This window comes from Pseudomonas mosselii (assembly GCF_003205295.1).
Taxonomy (GTDB): domain Bacteria; phylum Pseudomonadota; class Gammaproteobacteria; order Pseudomonadales; family Pseudomonadaceae; genus Aquipseudomonas; species Aquipseudomonas mosselii_B.
In genome coordinates this window covers 1-17,405 of the sequence record NZ_QJRP01000034.1, presented here as the reverse complement: position 1 = coordinate 17,405, position 17,405 = coordinate 1, and the positions used below count along the sequence as shown (strand labels likewise).

General features: G+C 66.2%; 12 protein-coding genes. 3 read left to right on the top strand and 9 right to left on the bottom strand.

The annotated features are described in order from the left end of the window. The first annotated feature begins 1 nt into the window (after window position 1). On the top strand, window positions 2-934 hold the full coding sequence (locus tag DMX06_RS22125) for a phosphatidate cytidylyltransferase (protein ID WP_069017061.1): 933 nt from the start codon (window positions 2-4) through the stop codon (window positions 932-934). Window positions 935-966: 32 nt separating this feature from the next. On the opposite strand, the gene DMX06_RS22120 is transcribed toward DMX06_RS22125, so the two are convergent. After that, window positions 967-1,230: a hypothetical protein gene (locus tag DMX06_RS22120; RefSeq protein ID WP_110739352.1), complete on the bottom strand. Its 264-nt coding sequence runs from the start codon at window positions 1,228-1,230 to the stop codon at window positions 967-969. 168 nt (window positions 1,231-1,398) lie between these two features. Between DMX06_RS22120 and DMX06_RS22115 the strand changes: the two genes are divergently transcribed. Then, the gene (locus DMX06_RS22115; RefSeq protein WP_023631693.1) at window positions 1,399-1,743 is read left to right on the top strand and encodes a cupin domain-containing protein; all 345 of its coding nucleotides are present in this window, start codon (window positions 1,399-1,401) and stop codon (window positions 1,741-1,743) included. A 116-nt stretch (window positions 1,744-1,859) separates the two neighbouring features. Here the strand turns inward: DMX06_RS22115 and mmsB are convergent, their stop codons facing one another. Further along, window positions 1,860-2,750 (bottom strand): 3-hydroxyisobutyrate dehydrogenase, encoded by an 891-nt coding sequence (mmsB, locus tag DMX06_RS22110; RefSeq protein ID WP_110739351.1) that lies wholly within the window; start codon window positions 2,748-2,750, stop codon window positions 1,860-1,862. 10 nt (window positions 2,751-2,760) lie between these two features. Next, window positions 2,761-4,287 carry a CoA-acylating methylmalonate-semialdehyde dehydrogenase gene (locus DMX06_RS22105; protein WP_110739350.1) on the bottom strand — a complete coding sequence of 509 codons (1,527 nt, stop codon included), beginning with the start codon at window positions 4,285-4,287 and terminating at the stop codon, window positions 2,761-2,763. A gap of 131 nt (window positions 4,288-4,418) precedes the next feature. On the opposite strand from DMX06_RS22105, the gene DMX06_RS22100 reads away from it, so the two are divergent. After that, the gene (locus tag DMX06_RS22100) at window positions 4,419-5,369 is read left to right on the top strand and encodes a LysR family transcriptional regulator (RefSeq protein WP_110739349.1); all 951 of its coding nucleotides are present in this window, start codon (window positions 4,419-4,421) and stop codon (window positions 5,367-5,369) included. A 66-nt stretch (window positions 5,370-5,435) separates the two neighbouring features. Here the strand turns inward: DMX06_RS22100 and DMX06_RS22095 are convergent, their stop codons facing one another. The 6 genes from DMX06_RS22095 to recC all read right to left on the bottom strand — a co-directional run bounded on the left by DMX06_RS22095 (window position 5,436) and on the right by recC (window position 17,072). Next, window positions 5,436-5,933 carry an OmpA family protein gene (locus tag DMX06_RS22095; protein WP_375538112.1) on the bottom strand — a complete coding sequence of 166 codons (498 nt, stop codon included), beginning with the start codon at window positions 5,931-5,933 and terminating at the stop codon, window positions 5,436-5,438. Window positions 5,934-5,939: 6 nt separating this feature from the next. Continuing rightward, a complete protein-coding gene (locus tag DMX06_RS22090) occupies window positions 5,940-7,211 on the bottom strand; it encodes a diguanylate cyclase domain-containing protein (protein ID WP_110739347.1) in 1,272 nt (423 codons plus the stop codon). Further along, window positions 7,208-7,783 (bottom strand): YfiR family protein, encoded by a 576-nt coding sequence (locus DMX06_RS22085; RefSeq protein ID WP_110739346.1) that lies wholly within the window; start codon window positions 7,781-7,783, stop codon window positions 7,208-7,210. The genes DMX06_RS22090 and DMX06_RS22085 overlap by 4 nt, the downstream gene beginning before the upstream one ends. A 69-nt stretch (window positions 7,784-7,852) precedes the next feature. Next, complete coding sequence (recD, locus tag DMX06_RS22080; RefSeq protein WP_110739345.1) at window positions 7,853-9,928, bottom strand: exodeoxyribonuclease V subunit alpha; 2,076 nt, start codon at window positions 9,926-9,928, stop codon at window positions 7,853-7,855. Next, window positions 9,925-13,596 (bottom strand): exodeoxyribonuclease V subunit beta, encoded by a 3,672-nt coding sequence (gene recB / locus DMX06_RS22075; protein ID WP_110739344.1) that lies wholly within the window; start codon window positions 13,594-13,596, stop codon window positions 9,925-9,927. The genes recD and recB overlap by 4 nt, the downstream gene beginning before the upstream one ends. Beyond that, the gene (recC, locus tag DMX06_RS22070) at window positions 13,593-17,072 is read right to left on the bottom strand and encodes an exodeoxyribonuclease V subunit gamma (RefSeq protein WP_110739343.1); all 3,480 of its coding nucleotides are present in this window, start codon (window positions 17,070-17,072) and stop codon (window positions 13,593-13,595) included. Before recC ends, recB begins: the two co-directional genes overlap by 4 nt. Window positions 17,073-17,405: the final 333 nt, after the last annotated feature.

Here is a 17,405-nt window from a genome sequence, read left to right as displayed (position 1 = left end):
GATGGATCACAACACCCTGTCGCTGTTCGCCGGCATCGGCGCCCTGCTGCTGCTCGCCAGCCTGATCGGCCGCCTGCTCAAATGGCGCGCCGGCCCCGCGCCGCACGCGGTGATCGACAACCTCAACGCGCGCATCAACGCCTGGTGGGTGATGGTGCTGGTGATCGGCATCGCCTTCCTGTTCGGCAAGTACGGCGTGATCGTGCTGTTCTACGGCGTGTCGTTCTATGCCCTGCGCGAGTTCATGACCCTCACCCCGACCCGACGCAGCGACTACCCGGCACTGGTGGCGGCGTTCTATGTGGCACTGCCGGTGCAGTACCTGCTGATCGCCATGGACTGGTACGGGCTGTTCAGCATCTTCATCCCGGTGTACCTGTTCCTGTTGCTGCCGATCCTGGCCAGCTTCGGCGGCGATACCACGCGCTTCCTCGAGCGCGCCTCCAAGGTGCAGTGGGGGCTGATGATCGCGGTGTACTGCGTATCGTCGGTGCCGGCGTTGATGACCCTGGACATCCCCGGCTACGAGGGCCGCAACCTGCTGCTGATCGCCTGGCTGATCCTGGTGGTACAGATCAGCGACGTGCTGCAGTACGTGTGCGGCAAGCTGTTCGGCAAGCGCAAGGTGGCGCCGAACCTGTCGCCGTCGAAGACCGTCGAAGGCCTGGCCGGCGGTGTGGCGCTGGCCACCCTGGTCGGTGCACTGCTGTGCTGGATCACCCCGTTCACCTTCTGGCAGGCGGCGCTGATGGCCTTGACCGTCAATGCCATGGGCTTCTTCGGCGGGCTGGTGATGTCGGCGATCAAGCGCGACCGCGGCGTGAAGGACTGGGGCCACATGATCGAAGGCCACGGCGGCATGCTCGATCGTATGGACTCGGTATGCTTCGCCGCGCCGGTGTTCTTCCACTTCGTGCGTTACTGGTGGGCGTGAGGCAATCGCTATGGCGGACTACCGGGTGCGGCCTACGGTTGGGACTGAAGAATGTACTCCGTACCGTCTTCTGTCGTGTGCGTGATGACAACGAGGTCGCCCCCTTTATATCCCCGCTCGCGCAAGTAGTCGGTATGGTGATCCTTCCAGCCCTCGATAATCGTTGAGCTGAGCCCTCTGCCGCTGTGGTCCGAGACACTCTTATTCGAATTCAGATCTGAAACGATTTCGTCCAGGACCTCCTTATCAAGATTTGAAAGCCAGTCGTAAACTGCGTCTGTGTTCATCGAAGTCATGGCGAAACCTCCAGAATTGTCCGTATGCCCATCCATTGAGCCAGTGCAAACTACCACATACATCCTGGACAGCGCGCGCAGACAGCTGAACGTCGAGCCCAGGCAACTCCCCGTCCGGTGATGACTCTATGGTGACGCGTCATCTCACTTGTTGCCTGGAGCCACGCCATGTCCGATTTCATCACCGTCCTGCGCGAAACCTGCCCGACCCCGGTGGTCGACGCGACCAAGTGGAAGCGCATCGGCGGCGACCCGCACACCGTCAACCTCAATGCCTACCTTTCCGCCGACGGCAGCAAGATCATGGGCACCTGGATCTGCACGCCAGGCAAGTTCGAGGTCAACTACGAGAAGTGGGAGTACTGCCACTTCCTCGATGGCTATTGCATCGTCACGCCTGAGGGTGAGGAGCCGAAGCATCTGAAAGCAGGAGATGTGTTCGTGATCGAACCGGGGATGAAGGGAACCTGGGAAGTGGTCGAGACGGTGCGCAAGTACTTCGTCTTCGCCTGACCCGCTCCCACGCCCACACAGCTGGCAAAAAAAATCGCGAACCCGATGTCCCTTCCCCAAGGTGCGCAGTTACAAGGGGAAGGGCCACCCGGCCCGCGATCAAGTCCACTCGCTCGTCAATCCTTCTTGCGGTACCCCTCGACGATCGCCGAGAAATCCTTGCCGCCTTCACCGCGCAGGCTCATGGCCTGGTACAGCTGCTGGGCCACGGCACCGAGGATCACCGGCTGGTGCGCCTGGCGCGCGGCCTCGGTGGCAAGCCCCAGGTCCTTGAGCATCAGCTCGGCACCGAAGCCGCCGGTGTAGCCACGCGAAGCCGGGGCGGTCTCGATGATGCCCGGCCACGGGTTATAGGTGTCAGAACTCCAGCAACGCCCGGTGGAGCTGTTGATGATGCCGGCCAGCACCTTGGTGTCGATGCCCAGCGCATTACCCAAGGCCATGGCCTCGGATACGCCGATCATCGAGATGCCCAGCAGCAGGTTGTTGCAGATCTTGGCGATCTGCCCGGTGCCGACCTCGCCACAGTGCACGATATTGCGGCCCATCTGCTCCAGCACCGGCTTGAGCGTGGTGAACAGCTCGGCGCTGGCGCCGACCATGAAGGTCAGGGTGCCGGCCGCCGCGCCGCCGGTACCACCGGAGACCGGCGCATCGCCCATGTCGATGCCCTTGGCCGCCGCGGCCTTGGAGACCTCACGGGCGGTCTGCGGGTCGATGGTGCTGCAATCCACGGTCGGGGTGCCGGGGCGGATGCCGGCCAGCACGCCGGTTGCTTCATCCAGGTACACGCCGCGCACATGGGCGGCAGCCGGCAGCATGGTGATCACCAGCTCGCTGTTGGCGGCGGCGTCCTTGGGCGAGGTGCTGACCTGGCCGCCCAGCTCGGCGAGTTCGGCCAGCACGGTCTTGTTCAGGTCGAACAGGTTGAGCTGGTGCCCGGCCTTGATCAGGTTGCGGGCCATGGGTGCGCCCATGTTGCCCAGGCCGATGAAAGCGATACGCATGGCGTTCTCCTTAGCGCAGGCTGATGGTGGTGTTCACACCGTCACCCGCGCTGTCATCGTCGAACCAGCGGGCGGTGACGGTCTTGGTCTGAGTGTAGAACTGCACCACCTGCTTGCCGTACGGGCCGAGGTCGCCGAGCTTGGAGCCACGGGAACCGGTGAAGCTGAAGAACGGCACCGGCACCGGGATCGGGATGTTGATGCCGACCTGGCCGATATCGATCTCGCTCTGGAACTTGCGCGCCGCCGCGCCGCTCTGGGTGAACAGGCCGGTGCCGTTGCCGAACGGGTTGGCATTGACCAGGGCGATGGCCTCGTCGAGGGTGTCGACCTCCAGGGTCACCAGCACCGGGCCGAAGATTTCCTGGGTGTAGACCTGCATGTCGGTCTTGACCCCGGAGAACAGGGTCGGGCCGACGAAGTTGCCCTGCTCGTATCCCGGCACCTTCACATCGCGGCCGTCCAGTTCGAGCTTGGCGCCTTCCTTGATGCCGCTTTCGATCAGGCCCAGCACACGCTCCTTGGCGCGCTTGGAGACCACCGGGCCGACATCGGTGCCCGGCTCGTTGCCGGCGTTGACCTTGAGCTTGCTCGCCGCGTCCTTGATATCCGGCAGCCATTCGCGGGCCTTGCCCACCAGCACCGCCACCGAGGTGGCCATGCAGCGCTGGCCGGCCGCGCCGAAGGCGGCGCCGACCAGGGCGTTGATGGTCTGGGTGCGGTTGGCGTCGGGCAGCACCACGGCGTGGTTCTTGGCGCCCATCATCGACTGCACGCGCTTGCCGTGCTGGCTGCCCAGGTTGTAGACATGGGTGCCGACTTCGGTCGAGCCAACGAACGAGATCGCCTTGATGTCCTGGTGGGTGCAGATCGTGTCGACCACCTGCTTGCCACCATGCACCACATTGAGCACGCCGGCCGGGATGCCGGCTTCCAGCGCCAGCTCGACCAGCATCATGGTCGACAGCGGGTCCTGCTCGGACGGCTTGAGCACGAAGGTGTTACCGCAGACGATGGCCATCGGGAACATCCACAGTGGGATCATCGCCGGGAAGTTGAACGGGGTGATGCCGGCGCACACGCCGATTGGCTGGCGCAGGGTATAGGTGTCGACACCGCCGGCGACGTTCTCGGCGAACTCGCCCATCTGCAAGGTACCGATGGAGGCGGCGTGCTCGACTACCTCGAGACCACGGAAGATATCGCCCTCGGCGTCGGCGATGGTCTTGCCCTGTTCGGCGCTGAGGGTCACGGCGATACGCTTGCTGTGCTCGCGGATCAGCGCCTGCAGCTTGAGCATGATGCGCATGCGCGCGCCGATCGGGATGTCGCGCCAGGTCTTGAAGGCGCGCTCGGCGGCGGCCACGGCGGCGTTGACTTCCTCGACAGTGGCGAACGGCACCCGCGCCAGCACTTGCTGGGTCGCCGGATTGACGATGTCGCGCCATTCGGTGGTCTTGGACTCGACCCATTGGCCGTCGATCAGCAGCTTGACCTGCTCGACCTTGGTCTGGTCGGGCGTCTGGGGTGCGTTCATCTGCGCTCTCCTTGGAATTATTGTCGGGACGAAGACGCCTACGCCGCAGCGAACGGGGTGGCGCTCAGGGGCTGAGTTCGAGTATAGATGTGCAAACATCCAACAAGAATGCACAAAAAAACCGGATCATCATGCAAAAAGACCTCACCTCCCTGAGCGCGCTGAACTGGGACGACCTCAAGTTCTTTCTTGAGGTGGCGCGCACCCGCAAGGCCAGCAGTGCGGCCAAGCGCCTGGCCGTGGACTACACCACGGTGTCGCGGCGCATCGGTTCACTGGAAGGGGCGCTGGGCACTTTGCTGTTCGAAAAATCACGGACCAACGGCTTTGTTCTCACCGCCGAAGGCCAGCGCCTGCTGGGTTATGCCGAATCGATCGAAAGCACCCTGCACATGGCCTGCGAGCAGGTCTCGGGGTCGGGCGTGGCGTTGTCGGGGCATGTGCGCATGGGCTGCACCGAAGGCTTCGGTAGCTTCTTCGTCACCCCGCAGCTGAGCCATTTCGTCGATGCCTGGCCGGCGATCTCGGTGGATATCCTGCCGCTGCCGCACTTCATCAGCCTGTCCAAGCGCGAGGCCGATATCGTCATCGCCCTGGAGCGGCCCGAGCATGGGCCTTACGTGTGCTGCAAGCTGTGCGACTACCGCCTGCGCCTGTATGCCACCCAGGACTACCTGGACAGCCACGAGCCGATCCGCAAGATCGCCGACCTGGGGCGCCATCCGTTCATCAGCTACGTGGACGACCTGGCGTTCAGCTCGGAGCTGCTGTACCTGGCCAACCTGATCCCCAACGCCAACGCGCACCTGCGCAGCACCAGCGTGATCGCCCAGTACACGGCGGCCTTGCAGGGGCGCGGACTGGCGATCCTGCCGTGCTTCCTGGCGGCGCAGGACCCACGGCTGGTGACGGTGCTGCCTGAGGAGATCGAGGTGACGCGGCAGTTCTGGATGTACTGCCGGGAGGATCTGCGCAAGCTCAAGCGGATCACCCTGTTGTGGGATTACATCCGCGAGGTGACCGAGGCCAATGCGCCGTTGTTGATGGGGGAGACACGGGAGATGAAGTTCGCTCGGGATTGAGGGTACGCATCATCGCGGGGCAAGCCCGCTCACACGCTTGGACCAGCTTGCCCCGCGATGGGTGCATCAATCCGACGCCACCACGATCGACACCCGCCGATTCTCCATGCGCCCTGCCGCCGTGCGGTTATCCGCCACCGGCTGGCTGCTGCCCATGCCGCGGGTCTGGATGTTCTGCGGCTGCATGCCGATGCCGATCAAGGCCTTGGCCACGCTCTGGGCACGGCGTTCGGAGAGCTGCTGGTTGTAGGCAGCCTTGCCCGAGGCGTCGGCATGGCCGTCGATGCGCACGCGCTGGATGTCCACCGACAACAGCGCCTTGCCGATGCGCTCGACGATCGACTCGCTGGCGCTGTTGAGGCTGTCCAGGTCACTGCCGAACAGCACCTTGCCGGACAGGTCGAACGCCCAGCCCTCGTCGGTCGGGGCGAAGCCCTCGCGCTTGAGCACGGCGACCTGCTCAGGGGTCAGCCCCTTGGGCGGCACGCTCTGGCAGCCGGCGAGGGCCAGCAGCGCCAGCAGCAGGGTGAATAACGGGAAACGCAGCACGGAATAACGCTTTATCACGGTTCAGCTCCTGTTCTTTGCATCAGGGGCGCAGCGTTCCGTCTGCGCCACTTGCCAATGGCCACGGCGATTGCGCTTGGCCTGGTACATCGCCGCATCGGCGGCATTGAGCAGACTGGCCGGGTCGCGACCGTCGTCCGGGTAATAGGCGATACCAACGCTCAGCGAGGTAGTCAGGCTGGTGCCGTCCTCCAGCTGCACCGGCAGCCTCATGCTGGCGATGATCTTCTCGGCGATGCGCTGGGCATCCTCGCGCGAGTGCAGTGGCGTCAGCAGCACGGCGAACTCGTCGCCGCCCAGGCGCGCCACCAGGTCATGCTCGCGCAATTGCGCACGTACGCGGCTGGCCACGCTGATCAGCACTTCATCCCCCACCGCATGGCCGAGGCTGTCGTTGATCTGCTTGAAGTGGTCGCTGTCGAGGAACAACAGCGCCAGATGGTCTTCGGTACGGGCGGCATTGCGCAGGCTACGGCTCAGCCGACCTTCGAAGAAGGCGCGGTTGGGCAGGCCGGTGAGGCTGTCATGGCTGGCCTGGTGGGCGAGGCTTTCGTTCTCGCTCTGCAGGTGGCTCTGCCAGACCTCCAGCTCGTCGAGCAGGGCATTGAAGTCGTTGCCCAGTTCGTTGAGCTCGGCGATCTGGGTCTGCGGCACCCGCCGGTCGAAACTGCGCTCGCGCCGCGCGGCATGGGCAACGCTGGCCAGGTTACGCAGGGGGCGGATGATATCGCCGAACAGGCGTCGCGACAGGTACAGCGCCAGCACCGCGCTGAGCACCGTGCACACCAGGATGCCCACCAGGCCGCTGAGCAGGAAGCGCACCAGGCTGCCGCCCTGCCCGGTCAGCTCGATATGGCCGACCCGCTGGCCCATGTGCTGCACCGGCATGCTGATCGGCTCCTCCAGCAGGCTGCGCGCCACTTGCGACTGCAACTGCGCCATTACCCCCTGCTCGTCGCGCTGCCAGTGGGCAAGCAGGTCGCCATCGTTGTCGTATACCTTGGCGTCGGCCACCTCCTCGGTGGAGGCGATCAGCGCCAGGGCCTCGTTGGCCGCGGCACTGTCGTCGAACACCACGGCAGCCTCTACGGTGTAGTTGATGGAGCGGGCGATCAGGTGCAGGTTGTGGTTGGCATACACGCGCAACGCCGCCACCCCGAGCAGGGTCACCAGCACCCCGGCCAGCCCCGCAGCGAGCAAGGCCACGCCCAGGTGACCCCGCCCGAGCACGGCGCGAAGGGTCGGCCGGCTGAAGCGCCTGGCTGAACGTTTCATGGCTGCCCCGCCCGCCGTCGCGACAGCTGCAACACGCTGGGATGGATGCGCACGCCGCTGCGTGCCACCGAGTCGAGGTTGACGTCGAACGCCACCTGCTGGTCGCCGACCCGCAGGCAGAACAGGCTCCCCACCGTGCACGGATCGTCGGCCTCGCTGATGCTCAGCACCGGGTGGCCATTGATCCGCTGGAACAATCGCTCACGTTGCAGCTTGTCGAGCTTGCCGAGGTAGATGGCATCGCAGGCGCCGGTCACGCTCGGATCGTCGGCGAGCAGGCGGCGCACCTGCAGGGGTTGCCCGGACTGCTGCAGATTGCCCTTGATCAGGTCGTCGGCGTATTCGGTCGGGCCGACCAGGCACAGGCGCAGGGGATTGGGGTCGGCAGGCCAGCGGGCGTAGCTGAGGATGCCCAGCACGACCTGGGTCACGGCCTTGGCCCTTAGCTGCACCTGCGCCTGCGATACGGCATTGTCCGCCCAGGCGGGCGCGCCGTTCGACAACAGCATGGCCATCAGCAACGAGAGCGCACAGCCCTTCACGCGTCCCAGGGCCGAGACAGCCACTGTCATGGGGGGAAATCTCACAAAATGTTTGCGGATAATGCCGCAACGATAGCATATCGGCGGCAAACTCCAGAGTCAGACTTGCTCCAGCATCAGCCCCGAGACCCGACGGACCTTGCGCCCCACTGCCTCCTCGAACACCCCGGCGCGCGGCTCGATCAGGCTGAAGCAATGCTTGGCGCGGGTGATGCCGGTGTACACCAGTTCCTTGGTCAGCACCGGGTTCAGCGCGTCGGGCAGCACCAGCGCGGTATGGCTGAACTCCGAGCCCTGGGACTTGTGCACGGTCATGGCGAAGACCGTTTCGACCTCGCTGAGACGGCTGGGCAGGACGAAACGTACCCCGCCGCTGCCATCGTTGCGCGGGAAGGCCACGCGCAGCAGCGCCTCGCCCTGCTCGTCCGGCAGGCGCAGGGCGATGCCGATATCGCCGTTCATCAGGCCGAGGCCATAGTCGTTACGGGTCACCAGCACCGGACGGCCCTCATACCAGGGTTGCTGGCTGTCGATCAGTCCGGCGTTGTGCAGCACCCGGGCAACCCGCTCGTTGAGGCCTTCGACGCCCCAGGCGCCCTTGCGCACGGCGCAGAGCAACTGAAACGCCTCGAAGCTCTGCAGCACCTCGGCCGCCCAGCGCTCCCAGCGCGGATCGTCGCCTGGCGTGCCTGGCGGCGGGCGTAGGCGACCGATGGTGCGCAAGTAGCCGCGATAACCCTGTGGCCCTTCGGCACCTTGGTTGAGACCATCGAGCAGCAGGCGGTCGAAGCGTTTGTCGTGCTCGCCACCCAGGGTCAGGCAATGGACATCCGCCGGCCGGGTCGCCAGCAGCGCACGCGCCTCGAGGGCTTGCTGGCGATTGACCAGCCGCGCCAACTGGCCGATGCCGCTGCCTTCGCCGAAACGCCGCGAATGACGCAGCATCACGATCTGCTGGGCGAGTGGATTGTGCTGGCCGTCACCTGGCTTCAGGCCAATGTCGGCCAGCGACTGTCCGCCCACCTGCTCCAGCCAGGCCAGGGTCTGCGGCCAGTAGCAGCCGTCCTCGGCATCGCGGCACAGATCGCCCAGCACGGCCCCTGCCTCCACCGAAGCGAGCTGGTCCTTGTCGCCCAGCAGCACCAGCCGCGCGTTGGGCGGCAGGGCATCGAGCAGGTTGGCCATCATCTCCAGGTCGATCATCGAGGCTTCGTCGACCACCAGCACATCCAGGGGCAACGGGTTGCCGGCATGATGGCGGAAGTGCCGCGAACCCGGGCGGCTGCCCAGCAGGCGGTGCACGGTGCTGACCTCGGTGGGGATCTGCGCCCGCACCGCGCCATCCACCTGCAAGCGCTCCACCTGCTGGCCGATGGACTCGGTAAGGCGCGCCGCGGCCTTGCCGGTCGGCGCCGCCAGGCGGATGCGCAGTGGTCGGCCTTGCTCGACCGCAGGCCCCTGCAACAACGCCAGCAGGCGTACCACGGTGGTGGTCTTGCCGGTCCCGGGGCCGCCGGTGATCACGCTGAAGCCGGCACGAGTGGCCAGGGCGCAGGCCAGTTTCTGCCAGTCCACCTCGCCTGCGGTCGAGCCACCTTCGAACAGTTGCGACAGACGTAGTGCCAGGTCGGCCGGCTGAGGCTGAAGGCGCGCCAGGCGCTCATGCAGGGCATTGTCGATGCGCCGCTCGTATGTCCAGTAGCGGCGCAGGTACAGGCGCTCGCCGCTGACCACCAGTGGCCGGGCACGCTGCTCCACGGTATCGCCTGCGGCAACCAGGGGGCTCTCGGCGATCCGCTGCAACCAAGTGCCCAGCTCGAGGCTGGCCAGCAGCTGCGAAGGCAGCAGCAACGGCCCGGCCAGTGCATCGCCTTCCGGTGGCAGGGACAGGGCGAAGTCCGGCTCGGCGAGGGTCTGTTGCAGGTCGAGGCAGACATGGCCATGACCCAGCTGGTGGCTGGCCAGGGCGGCAGCCAGCAGCACCAGCGGATCGCTGCCCGGCGCCCGCTCCTCAAGGAAACTCACGAAGGCCCGGTCCAGGGCGCGCAGCCAGCCGCGCTCGACCCAGCGATCGAGCAATGCCAGCAAGTCCTGGCTGTGGCGCAGCGGCGCCAGGGCGCTCAGGTGCTCGGCCTGCAAGGGCGTGGGCAGCAGGTCGTCGAGGTTGCGGCTCATGGCGTGGCTCCGGCAAACAGGTCCTGTTGGGCAGGTTCTTGCTCACCCCGGAACATCGCGTCGAGCTGTTCGATCAGCGCCCGGGGGGGCCGCGCATGATACAGCCCATGCCCGGCCGAGGTGACGCCACGCAGGAAGATGAACACGGCGCCGCCGACATGCCGGTCGTAGTCGTAGTCGGGCAGGCGCGCGCGCAGCTGGCGATGCAGGGCCAGCAGGTAGAGCACGTACTGCAGGTCGTAGCGGTGCTCGAGGATTGCCTGCTCCATGGCCAGGGCGCCATAGGCCTCGGCGTCGGGGCCGAGCCAGTTGGACTTGTAGTCGGCCACGTAGTAGCGCCCGTCGAGCTCGAAGGCCAGGTCGATGAAGCCCTTGAACATGCCGTTGAGCACGGTCGGCTGGGCGGCCGCCCGCGTCATTCCAACGTGGGTGTGGCGCGCCACCAGGTGGTCGAGGCGCACCGCGTCGACCTGGTGGCTGGCGAACCAGAACTCCATTTCGACCTGGTAGCGGTCAAGGCCTGAGAGGGTCAAGGTGGCCCCTTGTAACGGCATGGGCTGGACCAGCAGTTGCTGCAGCCACTGGGTCAGCGTGGGAATCCAGCCGGTCCAGTCGCGTCGGTTGCAGCGCTGGCCCACGGTGCGCTCGATCACCTGCCCTTGGGCGGCGACCTCGGCGAACCCTTCGCGCCCCGCCCATTCGAGCAGGCCGTGGAGGAAGGTGCCCGGGTTCGGCCCGCGGGGGAAGCGATGGATATCACCCGCCTCGGCCGGCACCTCACGCAGCGACTGGCTGTCCAGCACCTCGTCGTCCAGCAGTTGCTGGGCCTGCGAGCTGTCGGCGACCAGGGTCTGGTCACCGACCCGCAAGGCGCTGTACGAGGCGATCCACCAATGCTCCGCAGCGGCCCGCCGTGGCTTGCGCGGCGGCAGCAGTTCGCGCTGGCTGCCCGGCATGCGGTAGCACAGGGCCTGGACCTCGGGCAGCGGACCATGGGTGATGGCCGGATTGCCGCCCGCCAGGGTGGCGAGCCATTCGCCCAACTGGCTGGAAGCCGCCAACGGCAAGCCTCCGCCCAGCAGGTAACCCAAGGCCGAACGATGCAGCTGCGAATTGCGCTGGGTGCCGCGCTTGAGGTCGGCCACGCCCAGCCAGCAAGCGTGCTGGGCGCGGGTCAGGGCGACGTAGAGCAGGCGCAGGTCCTCGGCCAGGCGCTCATCGTCGGCGCGCTCGATCTGTGCGGCGTCCGGGGTCAGGGTCAGGTGCGCCACGCCCTGGTCGTCGTGCCAGCCCAGGGGCAGGCGCTGGCCATCCACCGGTTTGCTGGTGCAGATGAACGGCAGGTACACCAGCGGGTATTCCAGGCCCTTGGATTTGTGGATGGTCACCACCTTGACCAGTTGCTCGTCGCTTTCCAGGCGCAGGATCTGCTCTTCTCCGGCCTGCCCGGCATTGGCCAGGTGCTCGGTGAGATGGCGGATCAGCGCCTGCTCGCCATCTAGCTCGCCCGCGGCCTGCTGCAGCAGTTCGGCCAGGTGCAGCAGGTTGGTCAGCACCCGTTCGCCGTCGCTGCGGCCCATCAGCGCCCGCGGCAGTTGGAAATCGTGCAGCAGGCGGCGCAGCATCGGCAGCACGCCCTGGCGCTGCCAGGTGTCGCGGTAACGGCGAAAGCGCATCACCCAGCTTTCCCAGACCCGCTCGTCCTGGTTCAGGCGCTCCAGTTCGATAAGCGGCAGGTCGAGGGTCAGGCTGGCCAGGGCGGCCTTGAGCATGCGCTCCGAATCCGGTTCGGCGCAGGCCTTGAGCCAGGCCAGCAGATCATGGGCCTCCTGGGCGGCGAACACCGAGTCCTTGTCCGACAGGTACACGCTACGCACATCGCGGGCGGCCAGTTCGGCGCGGACCAGCTGGGCCTCGCGACCGTCGCGCACCAGGATGGCGATATCGGAAGGCAGGCAGGCCCGCAGCTTGCCGGCGGCATCGGCGAAACCGCTGACGCCCTGCTGCCCACCCTCGAGCAGCTCGACGATATGGCTGGCGCAACTGGCGGCCAGCTGCTGGCGATACGCTGTGCTGGATACCGGCTCGTCGCTCTCCAGCTGCCAGCAATGCAGGGCCGCGCTGGGTTGTCCGGCGATCAACAGTTGCTCGCCACGACCCTTGGCGCGCACTTCGACGAATGGCAATGGATTGTCGCCCTGGCTCCGGAACAGGAAGGCGCCACGGCCCTCGATACGTTCCTCGGCCTGCAGGAACACGCGGTTCACTGCCGCGACCATGGCCTGGCTGGAGCGGTAGTTGGTGTCCAGGCTGTGCAGGCGCCCGGCGGTGGCGCGGCGCGCGGCCAGGTAGGTGAAGATGTCGGCGCCACGGAAGGCGTAGATCGCCTGTTTGGGGTCGCCGATCATGAACAGGCCGGTGTCCGGGTTGTTCTCGGTGATGCGGTAGATGCGCTCGAAGATGCCGTACTGGACGGGGTCGGTGTCCTGGAACTCATCAATCAACGCGACCGGGAACTGCTCGCGGATCAACGCGGCCAGGCGCTCGCCGGAGTCGCTGCCCAGGGCATGTTCCAGACGCAGCAGCATGTCGTCGAAGCCCATTTCGGCGCGGCGACGTTTCTCCACCTCGAAGCGCGCCGATACCCAGGCGGCGGCATGTTCCAGCAACCGCGCATCGGGGCTGGCCAGCCCCTGCAACTGTTCGCGCAAGGATTCCATGGCCCGCAGTGCCGGGTGTTGCGGCGGCTCGCCGGACTTCCAGGCCTCGGCCAGGCCGGCGGGCGTCAGGCGGGTGAAGCCGGTGCCCAGGTCCAGTTCCATGGCTTGCTCATCACCGGCCCAGGCCCGCAACTTGTCGAACCAAGGCTCGAAATAGCGTGCCTGCAACTTGCGCCCGTCGGCCTGCTTGGCGGTCACGGCATCGCGGCAGATCTGTTGCAGCTCGTCGGCCCAGGCGCCCCAGGGTGCCTTGAGTTGAGCCAATTGTTCGGTGCGCTGGCGCAAGGTCGCCTCGATCAAGGCTTGTGGGTCTTGATCGTCCACCTGGCCCCGCACACGGCCGAACAGCGGCCTGATCCTTGACAGCAAGGCATCGGGGCTGCCCCAGTTGCCACGTACCCAGGCCAGCGACTCGCCGCGCATGCCGTAGCAGAAGCGCCGCCAGTAGTCGCGCATGACCTGGCCCAGCAGTTCGCTGTGATCGGTCTCCAGGCTCTGGGTGAACAGGCTGCCGCTGTCGAAGGCATGCTCGCGCAACATCCGCTGGCACCAGCCGTGGATGGTCGAAACGGCGGCTTCGTCCATCCACTGCACGGCGATCTCCAGGCGGCTGGCGCAGCGTGGCCATTGCTCCTGTGGATAATCGTCGCGCAGCAGGTGCAGCAACGGGTCGGCACCGTCCAGCTCGCCACGGAAGAAGCGCGCCGCCTCGGCCAGGCGCGCGCGAATACGCTCGCGCAGCTCCTTGGTGGCCGCGTCAGTAAAGGTCACCACGAGGATCTGCGGTGGCAGCAGCTCGCGGCTGAACCCCTGCTCGCCGCCATGGCCGAGGATCAGGCGCAGGTACAAGGCCGATATGGTGAACGTCTTGCCGGTGCCGGCGCTGGCTTCGATCAGCTGGCTGCCGTGCAGGGGGAAACTCAGCGCCAGGGGGCGGGCTTGGGTCATTGGGCGTTCTCCGGGTTACCCAGGGTCTGCCAGGGCGCTGCGAACAAGGGGCGATACAAGGCTTCACACCAGCCTTCGAAGGTTTCGTCGAGGACCAGCGCGGCGAAGTCACGGTACTGGCGGGCCAGGGCCAGGCTTTCGCTGCGCTCGCCGAAGCTGTTCTGGCCGTCACCCTCATAGGCGCGGATCGCGGCGGCCACGGCCTTGTCCGGATCCTCCTGGGCCAGCCAGGCGAAGGCGGTCTTGGCCGCCACCGGCAAGGGGGCATTCATTCCCGCCTGGCGTGCCACCAGCAGTTCACCCAGACGATCTGCCGCCTCAGCCTGGGGCAACGGGGCCAACAACAGGGTCAGGTCGCTGGCCACCAGCGCGCTGTGCAGCGGGTAGCCCGAGGCACAGGCGGCAAGGTGCATGACCCATGCCGGCACGAGGCGGTGCCACTTCAGGCTGTTGCGCCCGGCACTGAGGGTATTGGGTACGGTGGCAATACTCAGCAGGCTCTGGTCCTCGGACTGGTACACCCGGCCGAGCCAGCCCTCCAGGCGCAGCGGCCCCTGCTCGAAATGGATCGGCAGGGCACCCTCGACCAGGGTCGGCCAGCGCTGCAGCAGTTGCCGGTGGCGTTGCAGCAGGTCCGGCAGCGGCTGAATCAGTTCCGCCTGCAAGGCTTCGCCGAAGCCTGCCAGTGGCAGCATCCCGCAGGCCTGGAGGCGTCGGGCCTGGGCCTGCAGCGCCCGCTCGGCGTTGTCCGGATCGGCCAGCGCGGCGCCGAGCAGGCTTTCGCTCAGGCCATAGCGTTGCAGAGCGTCCAGCACGAACGGCTCCTCGTCCGGGGTCGGTGCCTCCAGCGCTTCGAAGAACACTTTCAGGCGCTGGCTGAAGAAATGCCGTACCGGATGGCGCAGGAAGTCCTGAAGCTGCACCAGATTGAGCGGCTCATCGCTGGCGTAGGGCGACAGGGCGACAGGCGCTTGCGCTTCATCCCCGTCCTGGTGCAACGCCAACCATTCATGGGCGAAGCTGAACAACGGGCTGCCTTTCTGGAAGTAGCGCTGGCTGAACGGCTGCAACGGATGTTCCTGGGTCAGGGCATGCAGCAACTGCTGCCCAGGGTCGTCGCGTTGGCCGGTCTTGGCGTTGGCGAGCTGCCAGCCGGCGGCCAGGTGATCGCGCAGTTGCCCGATCAATACCGAGGACGGGCGCTCGCTGTTGTCGCGGATGCTGCGCCCGACCCAGCTGACATAAAGCTGGTCACGCGCCGAGAGCAAGGCCTCGAGCAACAGGTAACGGTCATCCTCCCGACGGGAACGGTCCCCGGGCCGGTAGTCGCTGGCCATCAGGTCGAAGTCGAGGGGCGGCTGGGCACGCGGGTAGTCGCCGTCGTTCATGCCCAGCAGGCAGACCACCCTGAACGGGATGGCGCGCATGGGCATCAGGGTGCAGAAGTTCACCGAACCGGCCAGGAAGCGCTGGGACAACTTGCCCTGGTCCAGCCCGGACAGCCAGGCTTCGCGCACGACGGTCAGTGGCAGCCGGTCGTGCAGGCCGACCGCATCACAGGTTTCCAGCCAGGTGTCGCGCAGGTCCTGCAACTGCACCAGGAGCAGCTCGTCGTGCTCGTTCTCGGCCAGGAAGAAGATCTGCAGCAGGGCATGCAGCCGCGCCCCCCACTCCGTCGCCGAGGCCGGCTGCGCGAGAGCCTGGCAGGCAATGTCCAGGGCGTCGAGCAACGCCACCAACGGGCCGATCAACGCGGCGTCGAGGCCGCCGATCTCATCGTATGGCTCGATACCGTCACAGCCTTCCCCCACGCCGACCGCATACCCCAGCAACATGCGTCGCAAGCCGAAGCGCCAACTGTTCTGCTCAAGTCCCTCGGGCAAGCCAAGACTGGCACGTTGCTCGGCACTCAATCCCCAACGGATGCCCGCGCCCTCGATCCAGCGGTGCAGGGTTGGCAGGTCGCTTTCCTGGATGGCAAAGCGGGCGCGCACTGCCGGCACGTCCAGCAGGTCGAGCACTTCGCTGACGGCGAAGCGGCTGTCGGGCAATTTGAGCAGGTGCTCCAGGGCGATCAGCAGCGGGTCGCGACCACGCTGGCCCTGGTCGGTCAGGGTGAACGGGATGTAGCGCGGATCGTTGCGGTCGAGCTGGCCGAACACAGCGCGGATATGCGGTGCGTAGGTGTCGATGGCCGGCAGCATGACGATGACGTCGCGAGGCCGCAGCGTGGGGTCGGCACTGAAGCGGGCCAGCAACTGATCGTGCAGGATCTCCACTTCGCGTTGTGGGCTGTGGGCCAGGTGGAAACGCACGGAACGGTCCTTGGCCGGATCAACCGCCGGCCATTGCTCGCGAGTCTCGGCCAGGGGGCGCAGCTCGAGGATGTCGTCCTGCAACTGGTTGAGCAGGGTCTTTGGCTCACCTTCACTGAACAGGTCGATGCGTCCGTCGCTGAAGACGCCCTGGTAACTGCCGGGATCGTCGTAGCTGTCGAGCAGGTTGATATAGTCGCGCCCCTGCTTGCCCCAGGCCGCCAACAGCGGGTGCGCATGCTGGTGCAGCAACTCGTCGTCCAGTTGCAGGGGCATGCCCTGCTTGCGTTGCTGGCGCTTGTACTGGTGTCGCAGCAGGTCCTTGTCGGCGACGATATCGCCCCAGTGGTGGCGGCAGGGGTTGTGCACGCACAGCAGCACCTGGCTGAAGCGGGCCAGGCCTGCGAGGGCCTCGAGGATCTGGGCAGGCAGCGACGAGATGCCGAACACGATCAGCCGCGCCGGCAGTCCGGCGGGGGCCTGCTCCAGGCTGTTGATCCGCTCGATGAAACGTTGATGCACGCCGGCCCGGCTCTGGGCCATACCCGCCTCCCCAACGTCTTCGAGCAGGATCCGCCACAGCTCGGCCTGCCAGCGATTGCCGGCGGCCAGCGGCGTTCGTTCGCCACGTGCGGTGTTGAGCACATGGGCACCGCTTGCCCAGTCCTTCAACCAGTCGGCGCGGTAGACCTGGTACTGGTCGAACAGGTCGGCAAGGCGCTCGGCCAGCTGGTAGCGCTTGCGCAGGTCGCTGTCATCAGTGAGGAAACGGCGCAGGGGCTCGAAGTGCGGGCGCTCGATTACTTCCGGGAGCAGGCGCATCAGGCGCCAGGTCAGGGGCGCCTTGTCGAGCAGCGAGACCTCGGGGATTTCGTCGCGCCCGAGCACGCGGCGGTACAACTGCCACATGAAGCTGCCCGGCAGTTGCACATCGACGGCGGCGGCGATCCCACAACCGCCCTGGTCGTCGTCCTGCGGGTCCTCGGCCAGGGCCAGTTTCAACCACTGGGCGATACCATTGCTCTGCACCAGGGCGATTTCGTTTTCCAGCGGTGCCAAGGGGTAACGGCGCATCACGCTCACCACCAGATTGCGCAGGTCGTCCAGGCGATTGCCCTGGACGATCATGAAGCCTGAATGAAGTGAGGTGGTCTGGGGCATTGGGTGGTCTCGGAAGTGCGGTTGGTGCCGAACAGGAACCTTATCACGGAGGCGGTTGACGCGATCCCTGTAGGAGCGGCCTTGTGCCGCGAAAGGGCTGCGAAGCAGACCCAGGATTTCAGTGTTGATGCAGAGATTGCCGGGGCCGCGTTGCGGCCCTTTCGCGACACGAGGCCGCTCCCACAGGGGCGGCGGTGTGGCGTTGATTTTGAAACGCGGAAAAGACAAAACCCCTACCTGCTCGCGCAGATAGGGGTTTTGCGAAATGAATCTTGACGATGACCTACTCTCACATGGGGAAACCCCACACTACCATCGGCGATGCATCGTTTC